This is a genomic window from Nonomuraea helvata, from assembly GCF_039535785.1.
Lineage (GTDB): Bacteria > Actinomycetota > Actinomycetes > Streptosporangiales > Streptosporangiaceae > Nonomuraea > Nonomuraea helvata.
The window spans coordinates 92782-118309 of record NZ_BAAAXV010000011.1 but is presented as its reverse complement, the minus strand read 5'-3'; the positions used below and the strand labels follow the sequence as shown (position 1 = coordinate 118309).

At 70.3% G+C, this 25528-nt stretch carries 22 protein-coding genes; 12 read left to right on the top strand and 10 right to left on the bottom strand.

Features of this window, described 5'->3' with window-relative positions; translation table 11 throughout:
- Nucleotides 1-65 precede the first annotated feature (65 nt).
- From ABD830_RS48475 to ABD830_RS48465, 3 genes are read left to right on the top strand one after another with little or no spacing between them, the layout of a single operon-like run.
- Nucleotides 66-1502, top strand: a complete 1437-nt coding sequence (locus ABD830_RS48475) for an Nramp family divalent metal transporter (RefSeq protein WP_345002372.1) — start codon at nt 66-68, stop codon at nt 1500-1502.
- A gap of 51 nt (nt 1503-1553) precedes the next feature.
- The gene (locus ABD830_RS48470) at nt 1554-3344 is read left to right on the top strand and encodes an alcohol dehydrogenase catalytic domain-containing protein (RefSeq protein ID WP_345002371.1); all 1791 of its coding nucleotides are present in this window, start codon (nt 1554-1556) and stop codon (nt 3342-3344) included.
- A gap of 17 nt (nt 3345-3361) precedes the next feature.
- On the top strand, nt 3362-4336 hold the full coding sequence (locus ABD830_RS48465; RefSeq protein WP_345002370.1) for a helix-turn-helix transcriptional regulator: 975 nt from the start codon (nt 3362-3364) through the stop codon (nt 4334-4336).
- Here ABD830_RS48465 and ABD830_RS48460 read toward each other — a convergent pair.
- Genes ABD830_RS48460 through ABD830_RS48450 form a run of 3 tightly spaced genes read right to left on the bottom strand, consistent with a single transcriptional unit; the run spans nt 4318 to nt 7993 of the window.
- On the bottom strand, nt 4318-5805 hold the full coding sequence (locus tag ABD830_RS48460) for an AMP-binding protein (protein WP_345002369.1): 1488 nt from the start codon (nt 5803-5805) through the stop codon (nt 4318-4320). The two genes, ABD830_RS48465 and ABD830_RS48460, sit on opposite strands and share 19 nt — an antisense overlap.
- The gene (locus ABD830_RS48455) at nt 5805-6821 is read right to left on the bottom strand and encodes an acyl-CoA dehydrogenase family protein (RefSeq protein WP_345002368.1); all 1017 of its coding nucleotides are present in this window, start codon (nt 6819-6821) and stop codon (nt 5805-5807) included. Before ABD830_RS48455 ends, ABD830_RS48460 begins: the two co-directional genes overlap by 1 nt.
- On the bottom strand, nt 6818-7993 hold the full coding sequence (locus tag ABD830_RS48450; RefSeq protein ID WP_345002367.1) for an acyl-CoA dehydrogenase family protein: 1176 nt from the start codon (nt 7991-7993) through the stop codon (nt 6818-6820). The genes ABD830_RS48455 and ABD830_RS48450 overlap by 4 nt, the downstream gene beginning before the upstream one ends.
- Before the next feature lie 173 nt (nt 7994-8166).
- On the opposite strand from ABD830_RS48450, the gene ABD830_RS48445 reads away from it, so the two are divergent.
- From ABD830_RS48445 to ABD830_RS48435, 3 genes are all read left to right on the top strand, one after another.
- Nucleotides 8167-9504 carry a sensor histidine kinase gene (locus ABD830_RS48445; RefSeq protein ID WP_345002366.1) on the top strand — a complete coding sequence of 446 codons (1338 nt, stop codon included), beginning with the start codon at nt 8167-8169 and terminating at the stop codon, nt 9502-9504.
- A 58-nt stretch (nt 9505-9562) separates the two neighbouring features.
- Nucleotides 9563-10162 (top strand): TetR/AcrR family transcriptional regulator, encoded by a 600-nt coding sequence (locus tag ABD830_RS48440; protein WP_345002365.1) that lies wholly within the window; start codon nt 9563-9565, stop codon nt 10160-10162.
- Nucleotides 10163-10225: 63 nt separating this feature from the next.
- Nucleotides 10226-11185, top strand: a complete 960-nt coding sequence (locus tag ABD830_RS48435) for an AurF N-oxygenase family protein (RefSeq protein ID WP_345002364.1) — start codon at nt 10226-10228, stop codon at nt 11183-11185.
- 90 nt (nt 11186-11275) lie between these two features.
- Here ABD830_RS48435 and ABD830_RS48430 read toward each other — a convergent pair whose 3' ends face one another.
- Nucleotides 11276-12040: a class I SAM-dependent methyltransferase gene (locus ABD830_RS48430; RefSeq protein ID WP_345002363.1), complete on the bottom strand. Its 765-nt coding sequence runs from the start codon at nt 12038-12040 to the stop codon at nt 11276-11278.
- Nucleotides 12041-12089: 49 nt separating this feature from the next.
- Between ABD830_RS48430 and ABD830_RS48425 the strand changes: the two genes are divergently transcribed.
- Entirely contained in the window at nt 12090-12728 is a 639-nt protein-coding gene (locus tag ABD830_RS48425) for a copper resistance CopC family protein (protein WP_345002362.1), read from the top strand.
- Complete coding sequence (locus ABD830_RS48420; protein ID WP_345002361.1) at nt 12725-13756, top strand: copper resistance D family protein; 1032 nt, start codon at nt 12725-12727, stop codon at nt 13754-13756. Before ABD830_RS48425 ends, ABD830_RS48420 begins: the two co-directional genes overlap by 4 nt.
- Here the strand turns inward: ABD830_RS48420 and ABD830_RS48415 are convergent.
- Together ABD830_RS48415 and ABD830_RS48410 are read right to left on the bottom strand one after the other, a co-directional pair.
- The gene (locus tag ABD830_RS48415) at nt 13714-14892 is read right to left on the bottom strand and encodes a hypothetical protein (protein WP_345002360.1); all 1179 of its coding nucleotides are present in this window, start codon (nt 14890-14892) and stop codon (nt 13714-13716) included. The genes ABD830_RS48420 and ABD830_RS48415 overlap by 43 nt on opposite strands.
- Before the next feature lie 74 nt (nt 14893-14966).
- On the bottom strand, nt 14967-15755 hold the full coding sequence (locus tag ABD830_RS48410) for a class I SAM-dependent methyltransferase (protein ID WP_345002359.1): 789 nt from the start codon (nt 15753-15755) through the stop codon (nt 14967-14969).
- 102 nt (nt 15756-15857) lie between these two features.
- On the opposite strand from ABD830_RS48410, the gene ABD830_RS48405 reads away from it, so the two are divergent.
- Together ABD830_RS48405 and ABD830_RS48400 are read left to right on the top strand one after the other, a co-directional pair.
- The gene (locus ABD830_RS48405; protein ID WP_345002358.1) at nt 15858-18440 is read left to right on the top strand and encodes a CocE/NonD family hydrolase; all 2583 of its coding nucleotides are present in this window, start codon (nt 15858-15860) and stop codon (nt 18438-18440) included.
- Entirely contained in the window at nt 18437-19285 is an 849-nt protein-coding gene (locus tag ABD830_RS48400) for an ABC transporter permease (protein ID WP_345002357.1), read from the top strand. The genes ABD830_RS48405 and ABD830_RS48400 overlap by 4 nt, the downstream gene beginning before the upstream one ends.
- Nucleotides 19286-19300: 15 nt before the next feature.
- Here the strand turns inward: ABD830_RS48400 and ABD830_RS48395 are convergent, their stop codons facing one another.
- Both ABD830_RS48395 and ABD830_RS48390 read right to left on the bottom strand, forming a co-directional pair.
- The gene (locus ABD830_RS48395; protein ID WP_345002356.1) at nt 19301-20146 is read right to left on the bottom strand and encodes an MIP/aquaporin family protein; all 846 of its coding nucleotides are present in this window, start codon (nt 20144-20146) and stop codon (nt 19301-19303) included.
- A 41-nt stretch (nt 20147-20187) separates the two neighbouring features.
- Nucleotides 20188-20649 carry a GNAT family N-acetyltransferase gene (locus tag ABD830_RS48390; RefSeq protein WP_345002355.1) on the bottom strand — a complete coding sequence of 154 codons (462 nt, stop codon included), beginning with the start codon at nt 20647-20649 and terminating at the stop codon, nt 20188-20190.
- 253 nt (nt 20650-20902) lie between these two features.
- Here ABD830_RS48390 and ABD830_RS48385 point away from each other — a divergent pair, with 253 nt between their 5' ends.
- A complete protein-coding gene (locus ABD830_RS48385) occupies nt 20903-23011 on the top strand; it encodes an ATP-binding protein (RefSeq protein WP_345002354.1) in 2109 nt (702 codons plus the stop codon).
- A 9-nt stretch (nt 23012-23020) separates the two neighbouring features.
- Here ABD830_RS48385 and ABD830_RS48380 read toward each other — a convergent pair whose 3' ends face one another.
- Both ABD830_RS48380 and ABD830_RS48375 read right to left on the bottom strand, forming a co-directional pair.
- Nucleotides 23021-23920 carry a terpene synthase family protein gene (locus tag ABD830_RS48380; protein ID WP_345002353.1) on the bottom strand — a complete coding sequence of 300 codons (900 nt, stop codon included), beginning with the start codon at nt 23918-23920 and terminating at the stop codon, nt 23021-23023.
- A gap of 182 nt (nt 23921-24102) precedes the next feature.
- Nucleotides 24103-24498, bottom strand: a complete 396-nt coding sequence (locus ABD830_RS48375; RefSeq protein ID WP_378520750.1) for an ankyrin repeat domain-containing protein — start codon at nt 24496-24498, stop codon at nt 24103-24105.
- Nucleotides 24499-24609: 111 nt separating this feature from the next.
- Here ABD830_RS48375 and ABD830_RS48370 point away from each other — a divergent pair, with 111 nt between their 5' ends.
- Complete coding sequence (locus ABD830_RS48370) at nt 24610-25509, top strand: proteasome assembly chaperone family protein (RefSeq protein ID WP_345002351.1); 900 nt, start codon at nt 24610-24612, stop codon at nt 25507-25509.
- Nucleotides 25510-25528 lie beyond the last annotated feature (19 nt).

Sequence of the window (25528 nt, the reverse complement as noted above, 5' to 3'; positions counted from 1 at the left end):
TATTCCACCAGCGTTTCATGTCTCTGTAATGTGGCGGTCAGGCAACACTGAGCAAGGAGATCCGCATGGCGGAGTACACCCCGACCGTTCCTGCGCGAGTCCTACCGTCCGTCACCGTCCGCGACCTGCCCGAACCTCCTCGATCTAAATGGCGCATCATCGGCCCTGGGCTGGTGGGCGCGGGGGTGGGGCTGGCGTCGGGCGAGTTCATCCTCTGGCCGTACATCGCCTCCCAAGTGGGGCTCATCTTCATCTGGGGAGCCGCGATCGGGATCATCACGCAGTGGTTCCTGAACATGGAGATCGAGCGCTACACGCTGGCCACCGGCGAGACCGCGCTCACCGGGTTCAGCCGGATGTGGAAACACTGGGGCCTGGTCTTCGTCGTGATGACGCTCTGCTCGAACCTCTGGCCGGGCTGGGTCACCACGTCCGCGACCATGGTGACGTACCTGACCGGGTCGGGTGCGGGCAGCGTGCGGTGGATCGCCATCGGCATGCTTCTCGTGATCGCGCTCGGCCTGACGCTGGCGCCGGTGATCTACACCATGCTCGAACGGGTCATCTTCGTGAAGATCGCCCTGGTGGTGACGCTGATCGTGGTCGCGGTCCTGTTCGCGATCAATGCCGACAGCTGGGTCGAGCTGGGCAAGGGCATGACGGTCGGGGCCAGGTTCCCCGTGCCGCCGCTGGAGTTCTCGGTGCTGATGGGCGCCATCGCGTACGCCGGCGCGGGCGGCGGCCAGAACCTCTGCCAGAGCAACTGGATCCGTGACAAGGGCTTCGGCATGGGCCAGTACGTGCCGCGCCTGGTCAGCCCCGTGACCGGCCAGGAGGAGGCGGCCGCTTCGACGGGCTTCCAGTTCCCGCCCACCAAGGAGAACCTCGCCCGGTGGAAGCAGTGGTGGCGCTTCGCGAACATCGAGCAGGCCTGGACGTTCGCCGTGGTGTCGTTCCTGACCATCGCGTTCATGTCGATGCTGGCCTACTCCACCGTGAACGGCCGGGAGGGGCTGGCCAACAGCATCCAGTTCCTGCAGGTCGAGGGCAAGGTGCTGCAGGACGTCGTCGCCCCGTGGTTCGGCGTGCTGTTCTGGGTGATCGGGGCGCTGGCCCTGTTCGCCTCGGCCATGGGCATCGTCGACTACACCTCGCGGCTGGCCTCCGACACGATCAAGACGGTCTACCTGCGTGACAAGCCCGTCTCGGTGAACCGGGTCTACTTCTACACGGTCTGGGCCATGGCCCTGATCGGGATCGCGGTCCTGCTGGCGGGCTTCGACCAGCCGCTCATCCTGCTGGTGTTCTCCGCGTGCTTCGCGGCCGTGATGATGTTCGTGTACTCGATCCTGCTGATCATCCTCAACCGGCGGTCGCTGCCCGAGGCCATCAAGGTGCGCTCGTACCGGCTGGGCGCGCTGGTGTGGTCGGTGGCCTTCTTCGGCGCGCTGACCGTGATGGTCGTCATCCAGCAGGCGCAGAAGCTCTTCGGCGGCTCGTGAGAAGAGCGCCGCATTGACCTCAACCGCACTTGAGGTAACAGACTCGGTCGCATGAACGTGATCGAGGTGACGAAGTTCGGTGGTCCCGAGGTGCTGGAGCTCCGGCAGGCGCCGGAGCCCCAGCCAGGTCCCGGCCAGGTGCTCATCGGCGTGTCCGTGGTGGACGTGATGTCGCTGGACGCCCAGTTGCGGACCGGGTGGGGGCGCGAGTGGTTCCCGAACGAGCCGCCGTTCGTACCTGGCACCGGCGTGGCCGGGCGGGTGCTGTCGGTGGGCGAAGGCGTGGATCCCGGGTGGGCAGGGCGGCGGGTGGCCGCGTTCCTCCCCGGCGGCGGCGGGTACGCCGAACAGGTCGTGACCGGCGCCGAGACGGTGGTCGAGGTGCCTGACGAGGTGCCCTTGTGGCGGGCGGCCTCGCTCATCCAGGTGGGACCCGCCGCGCTGAGCCTGGTGGAGGCGGCCGGGCTGACGGCCGGGACCCGCGTGCTGGTCACCGGGGCGGGAGGCGCGCTGGGACTGCCGATCGTGCGGCTCGCGAGCGCGGCCGGCGCCCACGTGACGGCCGCGGCCCACGGCGCGGCGAAGCGGCAGGCGGCCCTGGACATGGGAGCGGCGCAGGCCGTCGACTACGCCGAGCTCGGCGGGCGGTTCGACGTGGTGTTCGACGGGATCGGCGGGGAGGTCGGCGGCGCCGCGTACGAACTGGTCGAGCCCGGCGGGACGTTCTTCGCCTACGGCGCGCCCAGCGGTTCGACCGCCCAGATCCAGCCCGGGACCGCGCGGGTGGTCGGCATGGAGCAGGTCCAGTTCGCCCCGGACGAGTTCGGGCGGCTGGCCCGGAGAGTCATGGCGGATGACCGGCTCGCCACCGTCGTCGGGCTGGCCGTGCCGCTGGAGCGGGCGAGCGAGGCGCACGCGGCGCTGGACAGGCGCGAGCTGGTCGGCAAGGCACTCCTGCTCGTCACCGCCCAGGCCGCCCGCTATCGGGCCAACGGCGGCCCCGAGGTGCTGACGTTGGACGAGATCCCCCTCCCCCAGCCGGGCCCCGGACAGGTGCGGGTCGCGGTCAGGGCGGCCGGGGTGAACCCCATCGACTGGAAGCTCCGCCGCGGCGCCCCCGTCGACGGCCCCCGAGGCACCGGCCTCGAGCTGGCCGGGACGATCGACGCGATCGGCCCGGAGGTCACCGGGTGGCGGCTCGGCCAGCCGGTGTTCGGGCAGATCGAGTCGGGGGCGGCGGCCACGCACGCGATCGCCGACGCCGCCGCGCTGACGCCGAAGCCGGACGAGCTGACGTACGAGGAGGCCGCCGCGCTGCCGGTCGCCATCGAGACGGCCGAGCGCACGCTCCGTCTGCTCGGCCTCCAGCCAGGACAGACGCTGCTGATCCACGCGGTCGCGGGCGGCGTGGGGCTGGCCGCCGCGCAGCTCGCCATCGCCAGGGGAGCCAAGGTCGTCGGCACGGCGAGCGAACGCCACCACCCCTACCTCCGCGACCTCGGCGTCCACCCGGTCACCTACGGCGAGGGCCTGGAGGAGCGCCTGCAGGGGCCCGTCGACCGGGTGCTGGACGCCTCGGGCAGGGGCGAGCTGGAGCTGTCCGTGCGGCTCACCGGCGACCCGGCCAAGGTGGTCTCCATCGCGGACCCGGTCAACGCGGCGAAGCTGGGCGTACGGTTCTCGCGCGGCGGCACGAGAGGCCCCCTGCCGGCCCATGCGGTACGCATCCCGATCGCGGAGGTGTTCCCCTTGGAGCGGATCGCCGACGCGCACCGGCGCAGCGAGGAAGGCCACCTGCTCGGCAAGATCGTGGTGAACACGGAAGCAACCTTGCCGCGATAGCGGGCACACTGGTCTCCATGCTGGAAACCTCGGCCCGCCTGCTGAAGCTCCTCTCCCTCCTCCAAGCGCACCGGGAATGGACGGGCCCCGAGCTGTCCGCCCGGCTCGGGGTCTCCACCAGGACGATCCGTAACGACGTCGAGCGCCTGCGCTCGCTCGGCTATCCCGTGCACGCCACGCCGGGGGTCGCGGGCGGCTACCGGCTGGGCGCGGGGGCCGCGCTGCCGCCGCTGCTGCTCGACGACGAGGAGGCCGTCGCCGTCGCGGTCGGGCTCGGCAGGGCGGCGGGCGGCGGCGTGGAGGGCATCGAGGAGACCTCCGTACGCGCCCTGGCCAAGCTCGAGCAGGTGCTCCCGTCCCGGCTGCGCCGCCGGGTGAGCGCGCTCAACTCCTACACCGTGCAGATCCCCGGCAACGTCCCGTCGGTGCCGCCCGAGGTGCTGACCACGATCGCGAACGCGGCCCGCGACCACGAGCGGCTCCGCTTCGACTACACCGGCCACGAGGGTGAGACGACCGTGCGGAACGTGGAGCCGCACCGCCTGGTGCACCGGCGCGGTCGCTGGTACCTCGTGGGATACGACGTCGAGCGGCAGGGCTGGCGCACGTTCAGGGTGGACAGGGTGCGTCCGCGCACACCGGCCGGGCCCAGGTTCACCCCGCGCGAGCTGCCCGGGAACGGCGACGTGGCGACGTTCGTGGAGCGGGGCGTCAACACGGCGATGTGGCGCCACCGCGGCACGGTGCTGCTGCACGCCCCGGCCGGGCAGGTGAAGGCGCTGCCGCTGGGGCTGGAGGTGGAGCCGGTGGACGAGGCCACCTGCCTGCTCAGGCTGGGCGGCGACGACCTGGAGGGGATGGCCGTGTGGATCGGGATGGTCGGCGTGGACTTCGAGGTGCTCGACCCGCCGGAGCTGGCCGAGGCCGTGCTGAAGCTGTCCGAGCGCTACCGGCGGGCGGCGGGTCCCCGCCTTCACAGCTCCGACAGGTAGTCCTCCCGCACCTTGGTGCGCGACATCTTGCCCGTGGGCGTGCGCGGCAGCGGTGAGCGGTATTCGATCACCTTCGGATGCTTGAACCTGGCGATGCGCGGCCCGCAGTGCTCCAGCAGCTCGGCGGTGAGCTGCGGACCGGGCGTGACGCCTTCGGCGGGCTGGACGAGGGCGACCACGTTGTGGCCCCACTCCTCGTCGGGCACGCCGATGACGGCCACGTCCGCCACCGCCTGGTGCTCGAGCAGGGCGGCCTCGATCTCGGCGGGGTAGATGTTGACCCCGCCGGAGACGATCAGGTCGGTCCGCCGGTCGCACAGGAAGAGATAGCCGTCCTCGTCCATGAAGCCGATGTCACCCGGCGAATACCACTCCCCCAGCATGCTGGCCGCGGTCTTCTCCGGGTCCTTGTGGTACTCGAACGTGCCCATGCCGGACTTGACGTAGATCATGCCCGGCTCGCGGGGCGGCAGCTCCACGCCCGCCTCATCGACGATCTTGGCCTCGAACATGGGCACGGGCCTGCCCACGGTGCCCGGCCTGGCGAGCCACTCCTGCGGCTTGACCGCGAACGCGATGGCCGACTCGGTGGAGCCGTAGTACTCGTACAGCACCGGGCCCCACCAGTCCATGATCTGCTGCTTGACCGAGACCGGGCAGGCGGCGCCGGTGTGGATGACCTGGCGCAGGCTCGACACGTCGTACTTGGTCCTGACCTCCTCCGGCAGCTGCAGCATGCGGTGGAACATGGTCGGCACCATCATCGCGTTGGTCACCCGATGCCGCTCGATGAGCTCGAGGATGGTCACCGGGTCGAACTTGGGCGCGATGACCACGGTGTGCCCGAGGTGGAGCGCGAACTGGGTGTGCGCGCACGGCGCCGAGTGGTACATCGGCGAGGTCACGAGATGCACGTCGTCGCCCGGCCGCAGGTCCACGACCTCGCCGAGGAACCACCTGTACGCCGGGATCATCTGCTCGGGCACCATGCCGGACAGCGGCCGCTGCACGCCCTTGGGGAAGCCCGTGGTGCCGGAGGTGTACCACATGACCGCCCCGGACGTCCGCTCGCCGGGCGCGTCAGTGGGCTGCCCTTCGGCCAGCCCCGCCGTCCCGGTCTCCGCTCCCGGCACGGCGAAGCCGGGGCCGGTGACCACGAGTTTGGCGTCGCAGTCGTCCAGGATGTACGCCACCTCGGACGCCGTCAGATGCCAGTTGATCGGCACGTAGTAGAGGCCGATCTGCGCGGTCGCCGTGATCATGACGATGGCGTCGATGCCGTTGGGCAGCACGCCCGCCACCACGTCGCCGGCGACGAGCCCGCGCGCCCTGAGGCCGTGCGACACCTGGTTGACCCGGGCGAGCAGCTCGCCGTAGGACGTCTCCGTGCCGTCGGAGTCGATCAACGCACGGCGACCGGGATCGGCGGCGGCAATGGCGTAGAAGCCCGGCAACTGATCGACATCCATTAGAGCTCCAACAGCTGCGCGAGGCGGGCGCGGTGGATGCGGGGCGGGCCGAGCAGTACCTCGTCCGCTTTGGCCCGCTTGTAGTAGAGGTGCGCGTCGTGCTCCCAGGTGAAACCGACGCCGCCGTGCAGCAGCAGGTGGTCGCGGGCCACCTCGAAGCAGGCGCGGCCGACGTACGCCTGGGCGAGGGCGGCGGCCTCGGGCAGGTCGTCCGGCGATTCGTCGGCGGCCCAGGCCGCGTATCTGACGATGGACTCGGCCTGTTCGAGCTTGGCGTGCATGTCGGCGAGCTTGTGCTTGACGCCCTGGTACGAGCCTATGTACCGGCCGAACGCGACGCGGATCTTGGCGTAGGCCACGATGGCGTCCAGCGCCGCCCGCATCACGCCGAGTTGCTCGGCCGCCAGCGCGACGCACAGCCGGTCGCCGGCCTGCGGCGCCGGGCCCAGCACGCGGGCGGGCGCCCCCTCCAGCGCCACTCGCGCCTGGCCGCGCGTCAGGTCGAGCGTCTCCAGCGCGGTCCTGGTGACGCCGGGCCTGGCCAGCTCCACGGCCACGAGGACCATCTCCTCGCCGCTGCGCGCGGGCGCCACCAGCACGTCCGCCTCCATGCCGCTGAGCACCTGCGCCGGCGTGCCGCGCACGGTCGCGCCGTCGTGGTCGAGGGTGTCTCGGGCGAGCGTGGCCGTGATCCGGCCCTCGGCGATCGCGGCGAGCAGCTCCTTGTCGGGCGTGCCCGTCAGGGCGATCGTGGCGAAGGCGGTGGCCAGGAACGGCCCCGGCAGCAGTGCCGCGCCCGTCTCCTCCAGGGCGACCGCCAGCTCGGCCATGCCCGCGCCCGCGCCGCCGTACTCCTCGGGGATGATCAACCCTGACAGGCCGAGCTCGCCGTTGAGCCTGGCGTACACCTGCGGGTCGTAGCCGTCGCGCACCTTGGGCAGCGGCGAGGCGGTGCGCAGGAAGTCACGCACGGCGTCGCGGAGCTGCCGCTGCTCCTCATCGAGTACGAGCTTCACCCCTGCGTCCCCACCTTCAGCTCCTTGAACGGCACGTTCTTGTCCACCCTCGGCTCCGGCGGCAGGTTGAGCACGCGGTCGCCCACGATGTTACGCATGATCTCGTTGGTGCCGCCGCCCAGCGACATGGCGGGGGCCAGGGAGATCGCGTGCGCGAGCGGGTGGTCGCCCAGCACGGCCTCCGGCCCCACGAGCCGGGTGGCCAGGTCGGCCCGGAACATGGTCAGCTCGGCCAGCAGCAGCTTCGCCGCGCTGCCCCGCGCGCCGGGGAAGATCCCCGCCTCGGTCTCCTGCGCCAGCCGCTGGTTGAACAGCGCCAGGGCGCGGCTGCGGATGTGCAGCTCCACGAGCTCGTCGCGGACCAGCGGATCCTCGGTGTCGACCACCTGGCGCAGCGCCTCCAGCGCGGTCGGGTCGTCCTTCTCGCCGCCCATGCCGACGCCCGCCGAGATCGACAGCCGCTCGTGCAGCAGCGTCGTGACGGCCACGCTCCAGCCGTCGTTCACCTCGCCGACGCGGTGCTCGTCGGGGATGGGGACGTCGTCGAAGAAGATCTCGTTGAAGCTGGACCTGCCGCTCATGTCCTTGAGCGGCCTGACCGTCACCCCCGGGTGGTGCATGTCCACCACGAACATGGTCAGGCCCTTGTGCTTGGGCACGTCCACGTCGGTGCGGGCCAGCAGCAGGCCCCAGTCGGCGTGATGGGCGACCGAGGTCCACACCTTCTGCCCGTTGACGATCCAGTGGTCGCCGCGAGCTCCGTCGCGCTCGGCCTTCGTCTGCAGACTGGCCACGTCACTGCCGGCACCAGGCTCGGAGAACAGCTGGCACCAGATCTCCTCGCCGCGCAGCAGCGGCCTGAGGAACCGCTCGCGCTGCGCGTCGGTGCCCCGGTCGACCAGCGTCGGCCCGGTCATGCCGAGGCCGATCGAGAAGACGTACGTGGGGAGCGCGTAGCCCCGGGCCTCGGCGGCGAACGCGCGCTCCTCCGCCTGCGTCAGCCCCTGGCCGCCCCACTGCCGGGGCCAGGTGATGCCGGAGTAGCCGGCGTCGTGGAGCCTGGCCATGAACTCCTTGGCCCTGGCGATCGCGTCCGTCTCCGGCGCGTCGTCCGTCGGAGCGTTCTCCTGCAGCCAGGCCCTGGCGGCGCGCCGGTAGTCAGCAAGGTTCACATCGGCTCCTTGGCATCAGCGCCCACTTACTTTTGGCCCACTTACTCTAACCAGACCCCTGGAACGGCGCATAGAGCGCCGTTCTAGGGATCCATAGCGTGATTTGCCGTCGTATCTCCCATAATTGGAGATAGAGGCACGTACTGTGATCACCTGATTACGGGGGGATTGAGGTGATCGCACGGCTGGGTAAGTCCATTCGCGCGCGGCTGGCTCTGTGGGCCAGCGTCGCGATGGCTCTGCTGTGCCTGATGGCCGGCGCGGCCATCTTGTGGGTGGCACACGACGCGGCGACCGACATCCGTACGAGAGAGCTGGTCGCCACCTCACGGCGCCCGATCCACTGGATCAAGCAGTACGAGCTGACCCCCGTCGTCGACCTCCCCCTGAAGGGCGTCCAGGTCATCGGCCCGGCCGGGCAGGTGGCGGCCTCGACGCCCAACCTGGCCGGGTCGCCGCGCCTGTCCCGGACGCTGCCGGACCCAGTCAGGAGCGAACGGATCGACGAGGTGTGCGGCCTGCCGCAGTTCCACGGCGAGTGCCAGATCATGGTCGTCTCCCGCGTCGACCGGGCCGATGGCGCGTGGCTCGTCTATGCCTTCAACTCCACCGTGCCCTGGTACGTCAGCCCGGCCGCCATCGGATCCGCGGCCGGCATGTCCGTGCTGCTGGTCATGATCACCTGGTTCGGCGTGTCCAAGGTCGTGGCCAGGACACTCGCGCCGGTGAACGAGATCACCGAGCGGCTGATCGAGATCACCCAGCGTGAGGAGACCATGCGCGTGCCGGTCCCGGAGAACGCCGACGAGGTCAAGGCGCTCGCGGAGGCCGCCAACCGGATGCTGGCGCAGATGGAGGCCGCGATCGAGCAGCAGCGCAGGTTCGCCTCCGATGCCTCCCACGACCTGCGCAGCCCGATCACGGCCATGCGGGCCGAGCTCGAGGCGGCCATGCTCGCCCCTCAGGAGACCGATTGGTGCGACACCGGCAACAGGCTGATGGCCAGCCTCAACCGGCTGCAGAACATCGTCACCGACCTGCTGACGCTGGCCAAGCTCGACGCGGGCGCCCCCGCGGCGTTCGAACCCGTTGACCTGGCAGAGCTGGTCGCCGGCGAGACCACCAGGCCGCGCTCGAAGAAGGTCATCACGAGCCTGCAGCCCGGCGTGGTCGTCATGGGCGACCGGCTCAGGCTGGCGCGACTGCTGACGAACCTGCTGGACAACGCCGAGCGGCACGCCGACAGCACGATCCTCGTGACCGTGCGACGGAACGGCAAGGCCGTGCTGGAGGTCCTCGACGACGGCGCGGGCATCGCGCCCGAGCAGCGCGAGGTCGTCTTCAGGCGCTTCACCAGGCTGGACGCCTCGCGCAGCCGCGACGCCGGCGGCACCGGACTCGGCCTGTCGATCGCCCGCGAGATCGCCCGGCTCCACCAGGGCACTCTCAAGATCGAGGATTCGGACGTCGGGGCCCGCTTCGTTCTGCGCATACCGATACGGCAGGACTGAACCTGGGTATGACAGGCTTTTTGACCTTGTTCGAGCTACCGGAGGTGAGCTACGCGCTGTGTCATCAGGGTTCAGCCGATTAAGGCGCGAGGATTTACTCAAGACCGCCTGCGAGGTCATCGCAGAGCAGGGGTTCGGGCGTACCCGGACAATTGACATCGCAAGAGCTGCCGGCGTCAGTCAGGCGCTGCTCTTCTACCACTTCGAGACCAAGGAACGCCTTTTCGCCCAGGCTTTCACCTACGCCGCACGTCTGCATCTCAACGCGCTCGCCGACATCGAGCAGTCCACGGGCACGCCGCTCGAACGCCTGCGTACCCTGCTCAGGCTCTGCTCCCCGGCGATCCCCACCGAGGGATGGCGGCTGTGGATCGACGCGTGGTCCGAGGCGATGCGCAACGCGGAGGTCGAGGAGATCTCACGGCGCATCGACCACCAGGGCCGGATGCTCTTACGCGGGATCATCGAGGCCGGCGTGGCGTGCGGCGAGTTCAAGTGCGACGACTCCGACGACGCCACGTGGCGGATCCTCTCGCTCGTCGACGGGCTCGCGATCCAGACGCACGTGCACGCCAAGGTGCTGTCCAGGCGCCGGGTGAACGTGCTGATCCGGACGGCCGCCGCCGCCGAGCTCGGGATATCCCCCGAAAAGCTGTGACTCTTCCCCTTCCGGCGCTATTGGATGCTCCGTACAATTAGAGGGCGAGGAGAGGAGCACGCGATGGCATCGGCACCGCGCTCTACCGCCGCCCGCGAACGCGACCAGCAGGTCGCCGGCAGGGGCACCTACCATGCGGTCATCGAACGCCTCTCGAAGGCGTCGGTCGACAAGCACTGGGAGCCGTACCGGGACATCCCGTGGGACGACCCCGGGTTCCGGGTGGACCCGGCCGACCCGCGCTGGGAACTGCCCGAGGTCGACAAGCTGGGCGGCCACCCGTGGTACCGCAGCCGCCCGCCCGAGATGCGCGCGGCGATCGGGCTGTGGCGGGTGGCCACGGCCATGAAGATCGGGCTGCAGTTCGAGAACCTGCTCAAGCGCGGGCTGCTCAACTACGCCTACCGGCTGCCGAACGGGTCACCGGAGTTCCGGTACGTCTACCACGAGACGATCGAAGAGGGACATCACGGGATGATGTTCCAGGAGTTCGTGAACCGTACCCGGATGCCGATCCGGGGGATGCCGGGGCCGCTGTCCGTGATCGCGCAGGTGGCGCCGTGGATACCGCTGGTCTCGACCGAGCTGTTCTTCGTGTTCGTGCTGGGCGGCGAGGATCCGATCGATCACGTGCAGCGCAAGGTGCTGAAGGACGGGCGGGCGCACCATCCGCTGGAAGAGACCATCATGCGGATCCACATCGCGGAGGAGGCCCGGCACATCTCCTTCGCCCGGCATTACCTGCGTGACCGGGTGCCCCGGATGCCCGCGTACCGGCGGCTCATGCTGGGCGTGCTGGCCCCGATCGTCCTGGGGGTGATGGCGCGGATCATGCTGGCCCCACCAGGGCCGATGATCAGGCGCTTCCGGATCCCCGCCCACGTGGTCGCCGAGGTCTACCTGCGCAATCCCGCGGCCAAGCGGGAGATTCGGGACTCGGTGGCCAGGACGCGGGAGCTGTGCGCCGAGATCGGGCTGATCAACGCGTTCACCGGGCGGATCTGGCGGGCCATGGGCATCTAGCCCGCGCTCTGCTTCCGCGGGCCTACTTCTGCGGGCCTATTCTGCGGGCCTATTCTGCGGGCCTACTTCTGCGGGCCTACTTCTGCGGGCCTACTTCTGGGGGCGCCGGGCGATCAGCACCTCGGTGACCGCCACGTGCTCCCATCTGCCTGTGCGGTTGAGCCCGGCCAGCGCCTTCCTGGCCGCCTCCTTGAACGACTCCACCCGGGTGCCGAGGCGGGCGGGGGCCGTGTAGGAGTAGGAGAGCTGCAGGCCGATGACGGCGTTCAGGTCGTACACCAGGCGGTCCTCGTACATGGTGGAGTCCATGTCGCTGAACGGCGAGACGGCCAGGACGTCGTGGGGGTGCTCCCCCGTGGCCTGGTAGGAGTTGCTCGCCGTGAACGTGTTCACGTCGAACTCGTCACGCACCCGCCGCATGGCGGGCTCCCACGGCTCCTCCTGAGGATCGCGGGTGGGGCCGACGATCGCCACGACGCCGCCGGGCGGCAGCAGCTCGTCCAGCTCGGCCAGCACCGTACGGCGGTCCATCCAGTGGAACGACCTGCCCATGACGATGTGGTCGAACGCCGGCAGCTCGCGCAGCCTGGTGGAGTCGCCCCGGATCCAGCGGACGTTCGGGACGTCCGCCGCCAGCCGCCTGCCCTCCGCCAGCATCTCCTCGTCGGGATCGACCGCGAGGACCTCCCGCACGCTCCGCGCGAGGGGGATCGCGATCGTGCCGGGGCCGCAGCCGAGGTCGAGCACGGTGCTGTCGCGGCCGAACGTCATGGCCAGGTGCTCAATGGCGGGGTCGCCGTGGCCGGATCGGTATTTCGCGTAGTAGGGGGCCGCGCCGCCGAACAGGTCCTTCATGAATGGGACCATATACAGGTTCGTTGTCTTCGTTGGAAGGTTCTGACCCTTGAGGCGGCTACTCACGATCCTCCTGCTCGCCTTCGCCACCGCCTGGCTGGCGGCGCCCGCGGCCCAGGCACACAACGTGCTGGTCAGCAGCGACCCCAAGGACGGGGCCACGCTGTCGGCCGCGCCCTCGACGGTGACGCTGGTGTTCGACCAGGCGGTGCGTCAGGGGTACGCCCAGGTGGGCGTGACGGGCGCGGACGGGTCCTCATGGGCGGACGGGTCCGCCGTGGTGGCGGCCGAGCGGGTCTCCGTACGGGTCAAGCCGCTGCCGGCCGGAGGGTCGTACGTGGTGGGCTACCGGATCCTGTCGTCCGACGGCCACCCGGTCACCGGCAAGATCACCTTCACCCTCGCCCCCGGCGCCGCCGGGGCTCCGGCCGCCGCCGCCACCACCGGGCAGGCGGCTCAGGGCACCAGCGCGGAGGCCGCCGAGGCGGCCGCCAACGGCGGGGCGGGCATGGCGGTGGTGTGGATCGTGGGCGCGCTGCTACTGCTGGCGGCGGGCACGGCCGTGGCCCTGCGCCGCTCCGGCCCGTCCCCCACCCCGTCCCCCACCCCGGCCGCCCAGCCCGACTCGGACCCGCACCCCACCGAGGACTCGGAGCCCGCCTCCGGCACCGAAGGAGTGCGGGCGTGAGCCTTTCCGCGCCTCCCGTCCCCCGGCAGCGGATCGGCGGTCGGCTGGTGGTCGGGGCGTTCGGCGTGTGCGCCGTCGTCTCCGCCGTGGCGGCGAGCTCGTTCGCCGCGCAGCAGACCGTGCCCGGCATCCCCATGCCGGGCCCGCTGGTCTCCGTCGGGCTGCCCGTCGTCCGCGTGCTGCTCGACCTGTCGGCCGTCGCCGTGGTCGGCCTGAGCCTGCTGCCCAAGCTGCTCGGGTTCGACGATCCGGAGCGTACGGAGCCCGTCATGCTCAGGGTGCGGCCGCTGGCGGTGATCGCCGCCTGGGCGTGGGCGATCTGCGCGCTGCTCACCATCGTGTTCCAGACGGCCGAGCTCAACCCGGGCCGCGTGCCGACGTTCGGGATGATCACCGCGTACGTCGAGGACGTCGGCACCGGCCAGGGCCTGCTGTTCAGCGCGGCGTGCGCGCTCGCGGCGGCGGGCATCGGGCTGATGGCCGTGCGGTTCGGCGAGAAGGTGCCCGCCGAGCTGCGGGTGATCGTGGGGCTGTTCGGGCTGCTGCCCATCCCCGTCACCGGGCACGCCGTGAACTCCGTCTGGCACGACCCCATCATGATCTCGATGGAGATCCACGTGATGGGCGCGGCGGCGTGGGCGGGCGGGCTGGCGGCGACGGCCGTGTTCGTGGCGCCGCACGGCGACCTGCTGGCCCGGGTGCTGCCCAGGTTCTCCAGGATCGCCACCGTCTGCCTGCTCATGGTGGGCCTGTCCGGGCTGATCACCGGGCTCGGCACGATGGCGCTCACCCCCGGCGTGACGCTCCCCGACTCGGTCCTGACCAGCCACTACGGCGTGCTGGTGCTGGTCAAGACGGCGCTGGTGGCGGCCCTGGTGCCGCTGGCCGCGCACATCCGCTTCCGCCTGATGCCGGCCGTGCGCCGGGGGCGGGCCACCGCCCTGGTGGGATGGGCGGCGGCCGAGGTGGGAGTGATGGGACTGGCCTACGGCGTGGCTGTCGCGATCACCCGGGCCTCCATCGTCTGATGTCCGCGCTTGTCCGCGATCCACTCCACGGCCAGCCAGACGATCAGCAGGCCGAGCCCTGCCCAGACGGCCGACGACATGGCCTGCGGGGGCGCGCCGAGCAGCCCTTCCTGGCCCTTGATCGCGCCGTACACGCCGCCCATGATCGCGTTCTGCGCCGCCAGCGCGCCGTAGACGGCGGCCGTCCCGCCGATCGACCCCAGCACGGCCCGTACGTAGGGCATCCGCACCAGGAACGCGAGGTCAACCAGGAGCCCCGCGACGACCAGGAAGAACGGCACCGCCGACGGCGGGAACCCGGTGACCGTCAGCAGCGGCCAGATCACCGTGCGGAAGCCCACGTAGCCGGCCGCCACCAGGGTCGCGGCGCCGAACCTGCCGATCATCAGCCTGGCCACCACCAGCACCGCCAGCCCGACGACCACCGCGTAGACGGGATAGAGGTAGTCGGGCACCGGCAGGGAGAAGCCCACCATCATGGTACGGTCCACCGGCCGCCCCATCTGGTCGGCCGCGAACCGCAGCAGGATCGGCTCGGCGTAGGTCGCGTGGTTGTCCCAGGCGCCGATCGACAGGGTGCCGTACTCCTGGTGCTGCTCGGGGAAGTGCACGTTCTCCAGGAAGAACGCGAAGAACGCGCCCAGCACCACGGTCCGCTCCCTGCCCGGGGGCGCGCCCATGAACCAGCCGCGGATCACGCCCGCGATCATGAAGAACGTGCCGAGGTAGAGCATGATGTGCGACGGGCTCCATGACGTGATGTCGAGCCCGTTGACGCGATGGTTGATCAGGTCGAGCGGCACGGCGACGAGGAAGATCCCGGTCCCCCACTGGATCAGCCGGAGCGCCGCCTTGTCCACGCCGTAGCCCGTGTAGCCGTGGATCACGGTCAGGGCGAGGGCGACGGCCGTGCCGGCGGAGTTGAGCAGGTGGGGCGGGGCGAGATCGTCGCGCAGCCACTTGAAGTGCCACGAGACGTCCCACGCCGAGCCGAGCAGCTTGAGCGTGAGCGCCACCAGCCAGCCGAAATAGAGCACCCTGAACAGGTCCTGCGGCGTCTCGCGCCCCGCCTGACCTCTGGTCCAGTACGGCAGTGCCCAGGCGGCGGCCTTCTTGAACGATGCTGGAGACTTCACGGGAGTGCATCTTACGGTTCCGCGCGTTGCGCCGTTGCTCGGGCAATGCAGGGCTATGTCATCGAAGATCCGCTCTACGCCGACGCTCGCAGGGAGTAGACGAGCGGGATCCTGGGGGCGCCCTCCGGGAACCGGTATATCCCCTCGCTCGCGACCAGGCCGGCGAAGCGCCGGAAGAAGGTGTGGTCGTGCTCATGCAGGAACTCCACCCGCAGCCCGGCCGCCGTCACCGCGCTGACCACCTCGCCCAGGCCGTGCTGGAACTGCACGGAGGTCTGGTGTTCGAGGACCTCGCTGCCGGTGTAGGTGTGCGGGTACTCCCAGACGTGGGGTCCCTTCTCGAAGTAGTCATGGGTGACGGTGGTGCCCGTCTCGTCGTCCAGGATGTCGGCGTACGGGTGCAGCTCTGCGAGGTAGAGGAACCCGCCCGGCTTGAGCAGGCGGGCCACGGTCCGGGCCCAGCGGGTGAGGTCGGGCAGCCACACCAGCGCGCCGATGCCGGTGTAGACGATGTCGTACGTGGCCCCGCCGAGCGCCTCGACCGCGTCGTAGACGTCGGCGGTGACGAACCGGGCGGGGATGCCGCATTCGGCGGCGATGCCCCTGGCCTGCTCGATGGCGGCCTCCGAGAAGTCGAGGCCGGTCACCTCGGCGCCGAGCCTGGCCCAGGAGAGGGTGTCCAGGCCGAAGTGGCACTGCAGGTGCACCAGGCTGCGGCCGGACACGTCGCCGACCTCGTCCCGCTCGAACGACCTGATCACGATCTTGCCCGCCTTGAAGCCTTCGACGTCGTAGAAGTCGCTGGCGATGTGGATGGGGACCCGCGCGTTCCAGTTGGCCCGATTGACGTCCAGATAGTCCATGAAGGGAGCGTAGGCGGGCTCCTGATCTTACCGCCGCTGGTTTTCCGGCCGGGGCCGCCGATCTCAGGGATCTCTCAGGGTGCGGAAAGTAGGCTCACCGTCATGAAGCGTGTGGCCGCGCTGGTTGCGGCACTCGCCCTCATCGGGGTGACGGCGTGGCTGGTGTGGCCGTCGGCTCCTGCGGTGCGGGCCCAGGACCAGAGGATAACCGTCGTCGACGGACCCGCCGACGACCAACGGGTGGAGCTCGATACGAGCTTCTTCCCGCCCCCGGGGGGCGGGAAGGCGCCGGCCGTGCTGATCGCCCACGGTTTCGGCGGCAGCAAGCAGAGCGTGCGGGAGCAGGCCCTCCGCGTCGCCCGGCAGGGCTACGCGGTGCTGACCTGGTCGGCGCGCGGCTTCGGCCGTTCGACCGGCGAGATCGCGCTCAACTCCCCCGACTACGAGGTCAAGGACGTCAAGCAGCTGATCGACTGGCTGGCCAAGCGGCCGGAGGTCCAGCTCGACGCCGCGAACGACCCGCGCGTGGGCATCGCGGGCGGCTCGTACGGCGGCGCCATCGCGCTGATGACGGCGGCCCTGGACCAGCGGGTCGACGCGATCGTGCCCCAGATCACCTGGTCCGACCTGTCCGACGCGCTCTTCCCCAACGCGGCCCCCGCCGGGGCCACGACCGCCACGAGCGGGGTCTTCAAGCGCATGTGGGCAGGGATCTTCTTCGGCCAGGGCGTCTCCCTGGACACCTTCGCGCTGCAGGGGCAGCGGCAGGCCGCCGCCGGGCCGTTGACCCCTGAGCAGGCGCGCTGCGGCCGGTTCCTGCCCGCCATCTGCGACGTCTACCAGCAGGTCGCCAAGGACGGCCGGGCCACGCCCGAGGCCGTCGACCTTCTGCGCAAGTCGAGCCCGATCACCGTGGCCGGCCGGATCAAGGCGCCGACCCTGCTCATCCAGGGCCAGCGCGACTCGCTGTTCCCCTTGGGCCACGCCGACGCCACCGCCAAGGCGATCGCCGCGACGGGCACCCCGGTGAGCCTGGCCTGGTTCGACGGCGGGCACGACGGCGGCAACGGCGAGGCCGACTGGGTGTCCGAGCAGTCCTCGGCCTGGTTCGCGCGCTATCTCAAGGGCGACAAGTCGGCTCCGGCGGTGAGCCCGTTCACGGTCACCCGTGACGGCGGCCGTGACCCCGGCACCCGCCAGCGCGTCCGCCTGCACCCGGAGGCCGGCTCCTACCCCGGCCTGGGGGGCACCGACACCACCACCGTGCAGCTGAACGGCCCCGAGCAGAACGTCGTCAACCCGCCGGGCGGCTCGCCCGCCTCGATCTCGACGGTGCCCGGCGTCGGCGGCCTGCTGACCGGCGGCGGCCAGGGCGGCGCCGGCGTGTCGATCGACATGCCTGGTCAGAGCGCCGCGTTCGAGTCGCGGCCGCTCACCACCCCGCTCCAGCTCACCGGCAGCTCCACGGTCAGGATCAAGGTGTCGGGCAAGGGCGACGCGACGCTGTTCGCCAAGCTCTACGACGTGGCCGACGGCACCCAGTTGCCGATCCTGCCCGCCGGGCTGGTGGCGCCGATCAGGGTGACCATCCCCGACGGCGCGGGCAGCGTGGCGGCCACGGTCACCCTGCCCGCCGTCGACTACCGCTTCGCCGCGGGCCACCGGCTCCGCCTGGTGGTGACCACGACGGACATGGGCTACGCGACCCCCGCCGCGCCGGCCACGTACCAGGTCTCACTCGCCTCTCCCGCGCTGGCCGTGCCGACGGTGCGCACGCTCGCCGCTCCCCCGACCGGGGTGGCGTGGTGGGTGTGGGCCATGCCGCTGGCCGCCCTGGTCGTCGCCGCCGTCCTGCTGGTCACCGGCCGCCGCACCCGGGCACCCCTCGCTCCGGTGACCGACGGGCAGCCGCAGCCGGGCCGGGCGATCGGCGACAAGGACGTCCCGCTGGAGATCACGGGGCTGACCAAGGCGTACCGGAACGGTGAGCTGGCCGTCGACGGGCTGTCGTTCCGCGTCGAGCAGGGCCAGGTCCTCGGCCTCCTGGGGCCGAACGGCGCGGGCAAGACGACCACCATGCGCATGATGATGGGCCTCATCCAGCCGGACGGCGGCGAGATCCGCATCTTCGGCGACCTCGTCACGCCCGGGGCGCCCGTGCTGTCCAGGCTGGGGTCCTTCGTCGAGGGGCCCGGGTTCCTGCCGCACCTGTCCGGGCGGGACAACATCAAGCTGTACTGGGCCGCCACCGGGCGACCGGCCGCCGACGCGCACTTCGACGAGGCGCTGGAGATCGCCGGCCTCGGCAAGGCCCTGGACCGGGCCGTCCGCACGTACTCGCAGGGCATGCGCCAGCGGCTCGCCATCGCCCAGGCCATGCTGGGGCTGCCGGACCTGCTGGTGCTCGACGAGCCCACGAACGGGCTCGACCCGCCCCAGATCCGGGAGATGCGCGAGGTGCTCAAGCGCTACGCGCGCGACGGCCGTACCGTGATCGTCTCCAGCCACATGCTCGCCGAGGTGGAGCAGACCTGCAGCCACGTGGTGGTCATGCACCGGGGACGGCTGGTCTCCACCGGCCCGGTGTCGCAGCTGCTCACGGCGGCCACGATCGCCGGGAACGGGAACGGGCACGGGCCGCGCCTGGAAGACGTGTTCCTCGACCTCATCGGAGACAAGTCATGACCGCCGCCACGGGCTACGCGGCCCACCGCACGCTGCCGCTGCGCGTGGAGATCGTCAGGCAGTTCAAGCGGCGGCGGACGGTGGTCATGTTCGGGCTGCTGCTGGCGCTGCCGTGGATCCTGGTGATCGCGTTCCAGTTCGGGCCGGAGCCCAGCGAGCAGGAGCGGTCGTCGCTGCGCATCTACGACCTGGCGGCGGCGAGCGGCCTGAACTTCGCCGCCTTCGTCCTGTCGCTGTCGGCCAGTTTCCTGCTGGTGGTGGCGGTCGCGCTGTTCTGCGGCGACACCGTGGCGAGCGAGGCCAACTGGTCGTCACTGCGTTACCTGCTGGCCGCGCCGGTCCCCCGCGACCGGCTGCTGCGGCAGAAGCTGATCGTGGCGCTGGGCTACTCGGCCGCGGCGGTGATCTGCCTGCCGCTGATGGCGCTGCTCGCGGGGACGCTGGCCTTCGGCTGGAACGACATCCAGGTGCCCGGCACGGGCGAGACGATCCCGGCGCTGGACGTGCTGCCGCGCTTCGGCATCGTCATCGGGTACGCCCTCGTCAGCCAGCTCGTGGTGGCCGCCCTGGCCTTTCTGATCTCCACCATGACCGACTCGCCGCTGGGCGCGGTGGGCGGCGCGGTCGGCCTCTGGATCGTCTCCAACATCCTGCAGGCCGTCGAGGCGCTCGGGGGGTTGCGCGAGTTCCTGCCCACGTTCTGGAACAACGCCTGGCTCGACGCCCTGGCGCCGGAGCTGGACTGGAGCGGCATGACCAAGGGCGCGGCGGTGTCGGTGACGTACGCGGCCATCCTCATCGCGATCGCCTTCCGGCGGTTCCGGCGCAAGGACGTGGTGAGCTAGACCCAGGGCTTCTGCTCAGGCGTCCGACGGCTTCACGGTGTCGCGGTCCATGCCCGGCGGGAGGAACCGGGCGATGCACACCTGATACAGGCCGGCCCCGATGACCCCGCCGATCAGCGGGCCCACGATCGGCACCCAGAAGTACAGGCCGCCGCGCTGGTCTCGCCACGCGGTGCCGTACCCGGTGATGAAGCTCGCCAGGCGCGGCCCGAAGTCGCGCGCCGGGTTGATCGCGTAACCGGCGTCGGCGCCGAAGGCCATGCCGATGCCGACGATGAGCAGGCCGATGACGACGGGGCCGAGGTTGGCGCTGGGGGCCATGTTGGCGGTGTCCGACAGGGCGAAAATGACGAAGAGGAGGATGGCGGTGCCGATGATCTGGTCGCGGAGCGCGCCCAGCTGGGTCACCGGCAGCGTGCCGTTGCCCGGCAGGGTGGAGAAGACGCCCTGGGTCTTGATCGTGTGCCCGGGGTCCACCATGGCCAGCGCCTCGGTGTAGTTCCACCGCACGATGAGCGCCCCGGCGAAGGCCCCGGCCGTCTGCGCCAGCGCGAACGGGACGACCTTGCCCCAGTCGAACCCGCGGAAGACCGCGAACCCCAGCGTGACGGCCGGATTGAGGTGCGCGCCCGTGGTCCGGCCCGCCACGTAGACGCCGAGCGCGACCCCGATCCCCCAGGCCCAGGCGATGCTGTCGTGGTCGCCGAGCTTGGCGGCGACCACCTGCGCGACCACGCCGACGCCGAACAGGATGAGCACCATGGTCCCGGCGAACTCGGCGACCAGCTCACCGGCCAGCCGCAACTGCTGGGGACGTTCGGCCACCCGATCCTCCTTGCGCACGTGATCGTGGTCTGCCATTCCCCCAATTCCGGGAACGCATACCGATCGTGCGCTAAGCGTCACGCAAAGTGACGCACGAAGGTCACCAGGCTCGTCCCGGGGCCGTTGTAGCCGGGCACCGGGTCGCCGGCCTCGAACCCCATGCGGCGGTGGAACGCGATGGACGCCTGATTGACGGGCGCGGTGATGGCTTTCACGACGCGCCGGTCGTGCCGGCGGGCCAGCTCGAAGAAGCGCTCGTACATGGTGCGGGCGACGCCGGCGTGCCTGGCCTCGGGCGAGACGCCGACGAAGTGGATGTACGCCTCGTCCGGCTCCGAGGGGGAGAGGAAGCCGATCAGGAACCCCGCCATGCCCGCCGGGCTCTCCGCGATCAGGCTCGTCCGGTGGAAGTGATCGAGGAAGAGCCTGGGCAGGGACGGCAGGACCGGGCGGCCCCACCAGTCGTCGACGACGGCGGCTATGGCGTCGTAGTCGGCGGGGGTGGCGGTGCGCAGGACGTGCTCGGGGGATCGTGTCATGGTCGCCCGGGGGGCCTAGGCCCAGTGCGGGGGCTTGTTGTCCAGGTAGAAGGCGTCCGGGTCGGCCTCGCGCCAGTCGCCCCAGCCCTCGTCCGTGTCGTCCGCCGTCTGCTCCGGTAGAAATTCGCTCACGCCCAACATGCTACCCAGGCGCACAAACCTGCACCGAGCGTGTTCACAGGTCCAAAGACAGGCGATTGCTGCGGCGGTACGATGCGAAGGCAGGTGTCGCCTACCCCCCGTGAGGCTGCCCATGTCCACCCCGACAGGCTGGCGGCGAGAAGGCAATCTGCCGGCGGAGCTCACCAGCTTCGTGGGCCGGACGCGTCTCCTCGCCACCCTCAAACGGCACCTCAGCGAGTCCCGCCTGGTGACCGTGACGGGCATCGGGGGTGTCGGCAAGTCCCGCACGGTGCTGCGGCTGGCGCATCAGGTGCGCTCGCATTATCCCGACGGCGTGTGGTTCGCCGATCTCGGGCGGCTGCAGGACGCGGGCATGGTCAAGCAGACCATCGCCTCCGCGCTCGGCATCGCCGACCAGTCCTCGCGCGCGGAGTCGGAGTCGCTGGCCGAGTGGGTGGGCGAGCGCGACATGCTGCTCATCATCGACACCTGCGAGCACCTGGTGTCCGGGTGCGCCGAGCTGGTCCACGAGCTGCTGGAGGCGGCGCCCAACCTGAAGGTGCTGGCCACCAGCCGGCAGTCGCTGAACCTGCCGTACGAGCACGTCATGCCGGTGCCGCCGCTTCAGGTGCCGGGCGACGACCCGGGCGAGAGCCTGTTCACGAACGAGTCCGTGCAGCTGTTCGCGGCGCGGGCCGGGGCCAGCGTGCCGGACTTCGTGCTCGACGAGAACAACATCGGCCCCGTGGCCGAGCTGTGCCGCAGGCTCGACGGGATCCCGCTCGCGATCGAGCTGGCGGCCGTTCGGCTGCGGGCGCTGTCCGTGGAGCAGATACTCGGGCTGCTGGCCGACCGGTTCAGCCTGCTGGCGGGCGCGAGCCGGACGGCGCTGCCGAGGCACCAGACGCTGCGGGCGGCCATCGGGTGGAGTCACGAGCTGTGCGAGCCCGCGGAACGGCTGCTGTGGGCGCGCCTGTCGGTGTTCGCGGGCGACTTCGAGCTGGACGCGGCCCGGTTCGTCTGCTCTGACGGGCGCCTGTCAGCCGAGCGCATCACCGAGCTCATCTCGAACCTGGTCGAGAAGTCCGTCCTGCTGATCAGGAACCACGAAGCCGGTTTGCGCTACAAGCTGATCGACACCCTGGCCGAGTACGGCGAGGAGTGGCTCGACAAGCTCGGGCAGACCGAGCAGATGCGCCAGCGGCATCTGGAGTACTACCTCAGCCTGGCCAAGCGCGGTGAGGAGGCCTGGTCGGGGCCGCGGCAGATCTACTGGTTCGTCCGCATGCGCCAGGAGCACCACAACGTCCGGATCGCCCTCGATTACGCTCTGAAGACGCCAGGCAAGCAGTCGCTGGCCCTGACGCTGCTGTCGTCCCTCTGGTTCATGTGGGTCTGCTGCGGATTCGCCCGCGAGGGGCGTCTCTACCTCGAGCGGGCGCTGGAAGCCAACCCCGGCCCGAGCAGAGAACGGTGCAAGGCGCTCTGGGTGCTCGCCTACGTGCGCAACTCCCAGGGCGACAGCGTCGGAGGCCAATCGGCCGCGGAGAAGTGCAGCTCCGAGGCCGTCCAGGTGGGCGACTCCCGGGCAGTGATCCTGGCCTCCAAGATGCAGGGCACCGCGGCCATGCTCCAGGGCGACATGCAGAAGGCGAGCGCGCTGCTGGGCGTGGCGATCGAGTTCAACACCGACAACAAGGAGCTCAACCCCGGCCTGCTGCCCGCCATCGTCGAATTGTCCATCGTGCTGACCGCCCAGGGGGAGTTCTACGAAGCCGAGTCGCTGCTGCAGGACTGCCTGCTGGTATGCAGGGAGCGCGGCGAGCTCTGGTTGAGCTCGCACGCGCAGTGGGCGCTGGCGGGCGCCAAGCTCGCGACCAACCGGCCCGAGGAGGCGCTGCAGAGCGTCAGGGAGGGGCTGCGCATCAAACTGCACTTCCACGACACTCTCGGTACCTTGCTGGCGCTGGAGTCCGCGGCACGGATCTTCGTGACCCTGGACCGGCTACCGCAGGCCGCCCGGCTGCTGGGGGCGCTGCAGCAGAATTGGAGATCGGCCGGCCTGCCGCAGTTGGGCGCGCCGTTCCTGTCCGACGACCACAACGCGTGCATCAGAGAGTGCGTGCGGCGGATGGGTGAGCTCGCCTACAAGAGCGCTTTCGAAGAGGGCGCCCGGTTCGACCTCGAGGAGGCGTCCGCGCTCGCGCTGGGCGAGCTGGACGCCCTCGACAGCAAATGACCTGGGGCCTCAGCCGGCCTGCGGCCAGCGGGTGTCGTCCGGCCAGGCGTGCACGAAGCGTGCGCTGCCGAACGAGAACTCGATGTGGCCGCGGACCCAGTGTTCGAGACCGCGCACATAGTTGAGCACCGGCGGCGGAGCCCACCTCATCATGGCCGCGCGCCGGTCGACGAACGCGGCGATCGCCTCGTCGTGCATGCGGGCGACCTCGAGCAGCGCGTCCTGCAGGGAGAGCGACTTGTGGGTCGCCAGCACGGTCACGAGGTTGTGCCGGGCCTTGTCGGCGCGGCGCTCCTTGGCATACGAGAGCAGGTCGTTGTCCCAGCCGACGAGGTCGCATGCCAGGTCGGAGAGGGCGCGCACGTCGGGGTGGTACCAGTCCTCGGTCTCGATCCGGTAGCCGCCGCCGATGTCGATGAGCGCGAAGCAGGTGTACGTGGCGCCGGTGGTGCGGCGCATCAGGAGATAATCCTCGGGAGTCGGGATCAGATCGGCCTCGCGGTTCGCCGCCTCCCAGATCTGGGCGAATAAGTACTCCTTCACCGCGCTCCTCCACCGGTCCAGCTGTTCGGGGGTGGCTATCGCGGAGATGCGGTCCATGAGCTGCTTGAGGGCGAGGCCGAACGCGTCGCCGGGCTCCGGGCCTCTGTTTCCCTCGAGGCTCTCCAGGAGCGACGGCAGCGCGCGGGCGACCGCGGCGGTCCGACGGCCCATGAGCTCGCTCTCGCAGAACCCGTCGTCGAAGGCCCAGAGCCAGAAGTACCAGTCGGTGATCAGCCGGAGACTGTCGCGCGGAACGGTGGGGTTGGTCCGTGCCGGAAGGTGGCCGAGCTCCGAGCGGCTGAAGTGTTCGATGGAGTCGGCGCTGGGAAGCATGTTGGAGGCGGCCACCCATGCCTGACTCTCCACGGTGACCTCCGCCGCATGGACGTTGATCTCATTGGGGAACGGGCACGGCAGCGGAGGAATGTGGAGTGGTCGCCTACTGAAGGGGTGCGCAGAATTCACCACGTCCCCAGCATGACTACAGACTGCCCGTAAGGCCACAGTCGACAACTTCAATACCATTGAAGCTTATTTCATATTATGAATCACGATGCCGTGAACCACTGGATAAATTGGTCATTTGCGAACATTCGCGCCGTGTCCAAAGCCGACGGCGCACCCGCGTTCGGATCGGCGCCCGCGTCCAGCAGCGCTCTGACCACTGCGGACTCCTTCTTGAAGACCGCGCCCGCGAGCGGTGTCTGCCCGCGGCCGTTGATCACGTTGGGATCGGCGCCGCACGTGACAAGCATCCGTACAGTCTCGGCGTGACCGTAGTAAGCCGCCAGCATCAGCAAAGTGTCACCTTTGCCGTTGGTCAGGTTGACCGGCCCCCCGGCCTCCACACACGCGCGCAGCGCCTCCGTGTCGCCCGCCCTGGCCAGGTCGAACATCCTGGTCACCGACTCATCGAGTTCCGGGTCCCGGTCCATGCGTCCCATTGTGCCTCGATAGGGTGCCCTGCACGGAATCGTTCCGTCCGTCTCTACGCGGAATCGTTCCGACGCGCCGTAGGTTCTGGAGATGAGTACCTAGGGAAAGGCTGTCCAACCGTGTTCGACCCGACGGATCTCTACAAGCTCGCCGATGACGTGCCCGAGCTACCCGATCCGGTGTTGTTGTACCACTTCGACGGTTTTGTCGACGCGGGGAGCGCCGGACACCTCGCGCTGGGCCATGTGCTGGCCGAGCTGGAGCACCGGGTCGTGGCGACGTTCGACGTGGACCGGCTGCTCGACTACCGCTCTCGCCGGCCCATCATGACCTTCGACACCGATCGCTGGGTCGAGTGCGAGAGCCCGGAGTTGGCCGTTCACGTCGCCAAAGACGCGACAGGGACGGAGTTCCTGGTGATGAGCGGGCCCGAGCCGGACCGGGAGTGGGAGCTGTTCACCCGGGCCGTGTCGGACCTGGTGGCGCGGCTGGGCGTGAGCAAGCTGGTGACGCTGCACGGCATCCCGATGGCGGTTCCGCACACCCGGCCGCTCGGCATCACGATGCACGCCAGCCGGCCTGAGCTGATCAACGCCCAGACGAGCGCGTTCGGGCGCGTCCAGGTGCCGGGGAGCGTGGCGGCGCTGCTGGAGCTGCGACTGGGGGCGCAGGGCCGCGACGCGCTGGGGTATGCGATCCACGTGCCGCACTATCTGTCGCAGGCCGAATACCCGACCGCCGCCGTGACCGGCCTGGAGGCCGTGACGAGGGGGACGGGGCTGGTGTTCCCGATGGAGTCGCTGCGCGACGCGGCCCGCCGTACGACGACGGAGATCGAGGAGCAGATCAGCGCCTCCACCGAGCTCTCCACGGCGATCACGGGGCTGGAGCAGCAGTACGACGCCTTCGCCGCGGGCGCCGAACGCGAGAACCTCATGGCCGAGACCACGCCGATGCCTACGGGTGACGAGCTCGCCGCCCAGTTCGAGGCCTTCCTCGCCGAGCGGGACGAGGACTGACCCCCGTCCCGGGGATAGC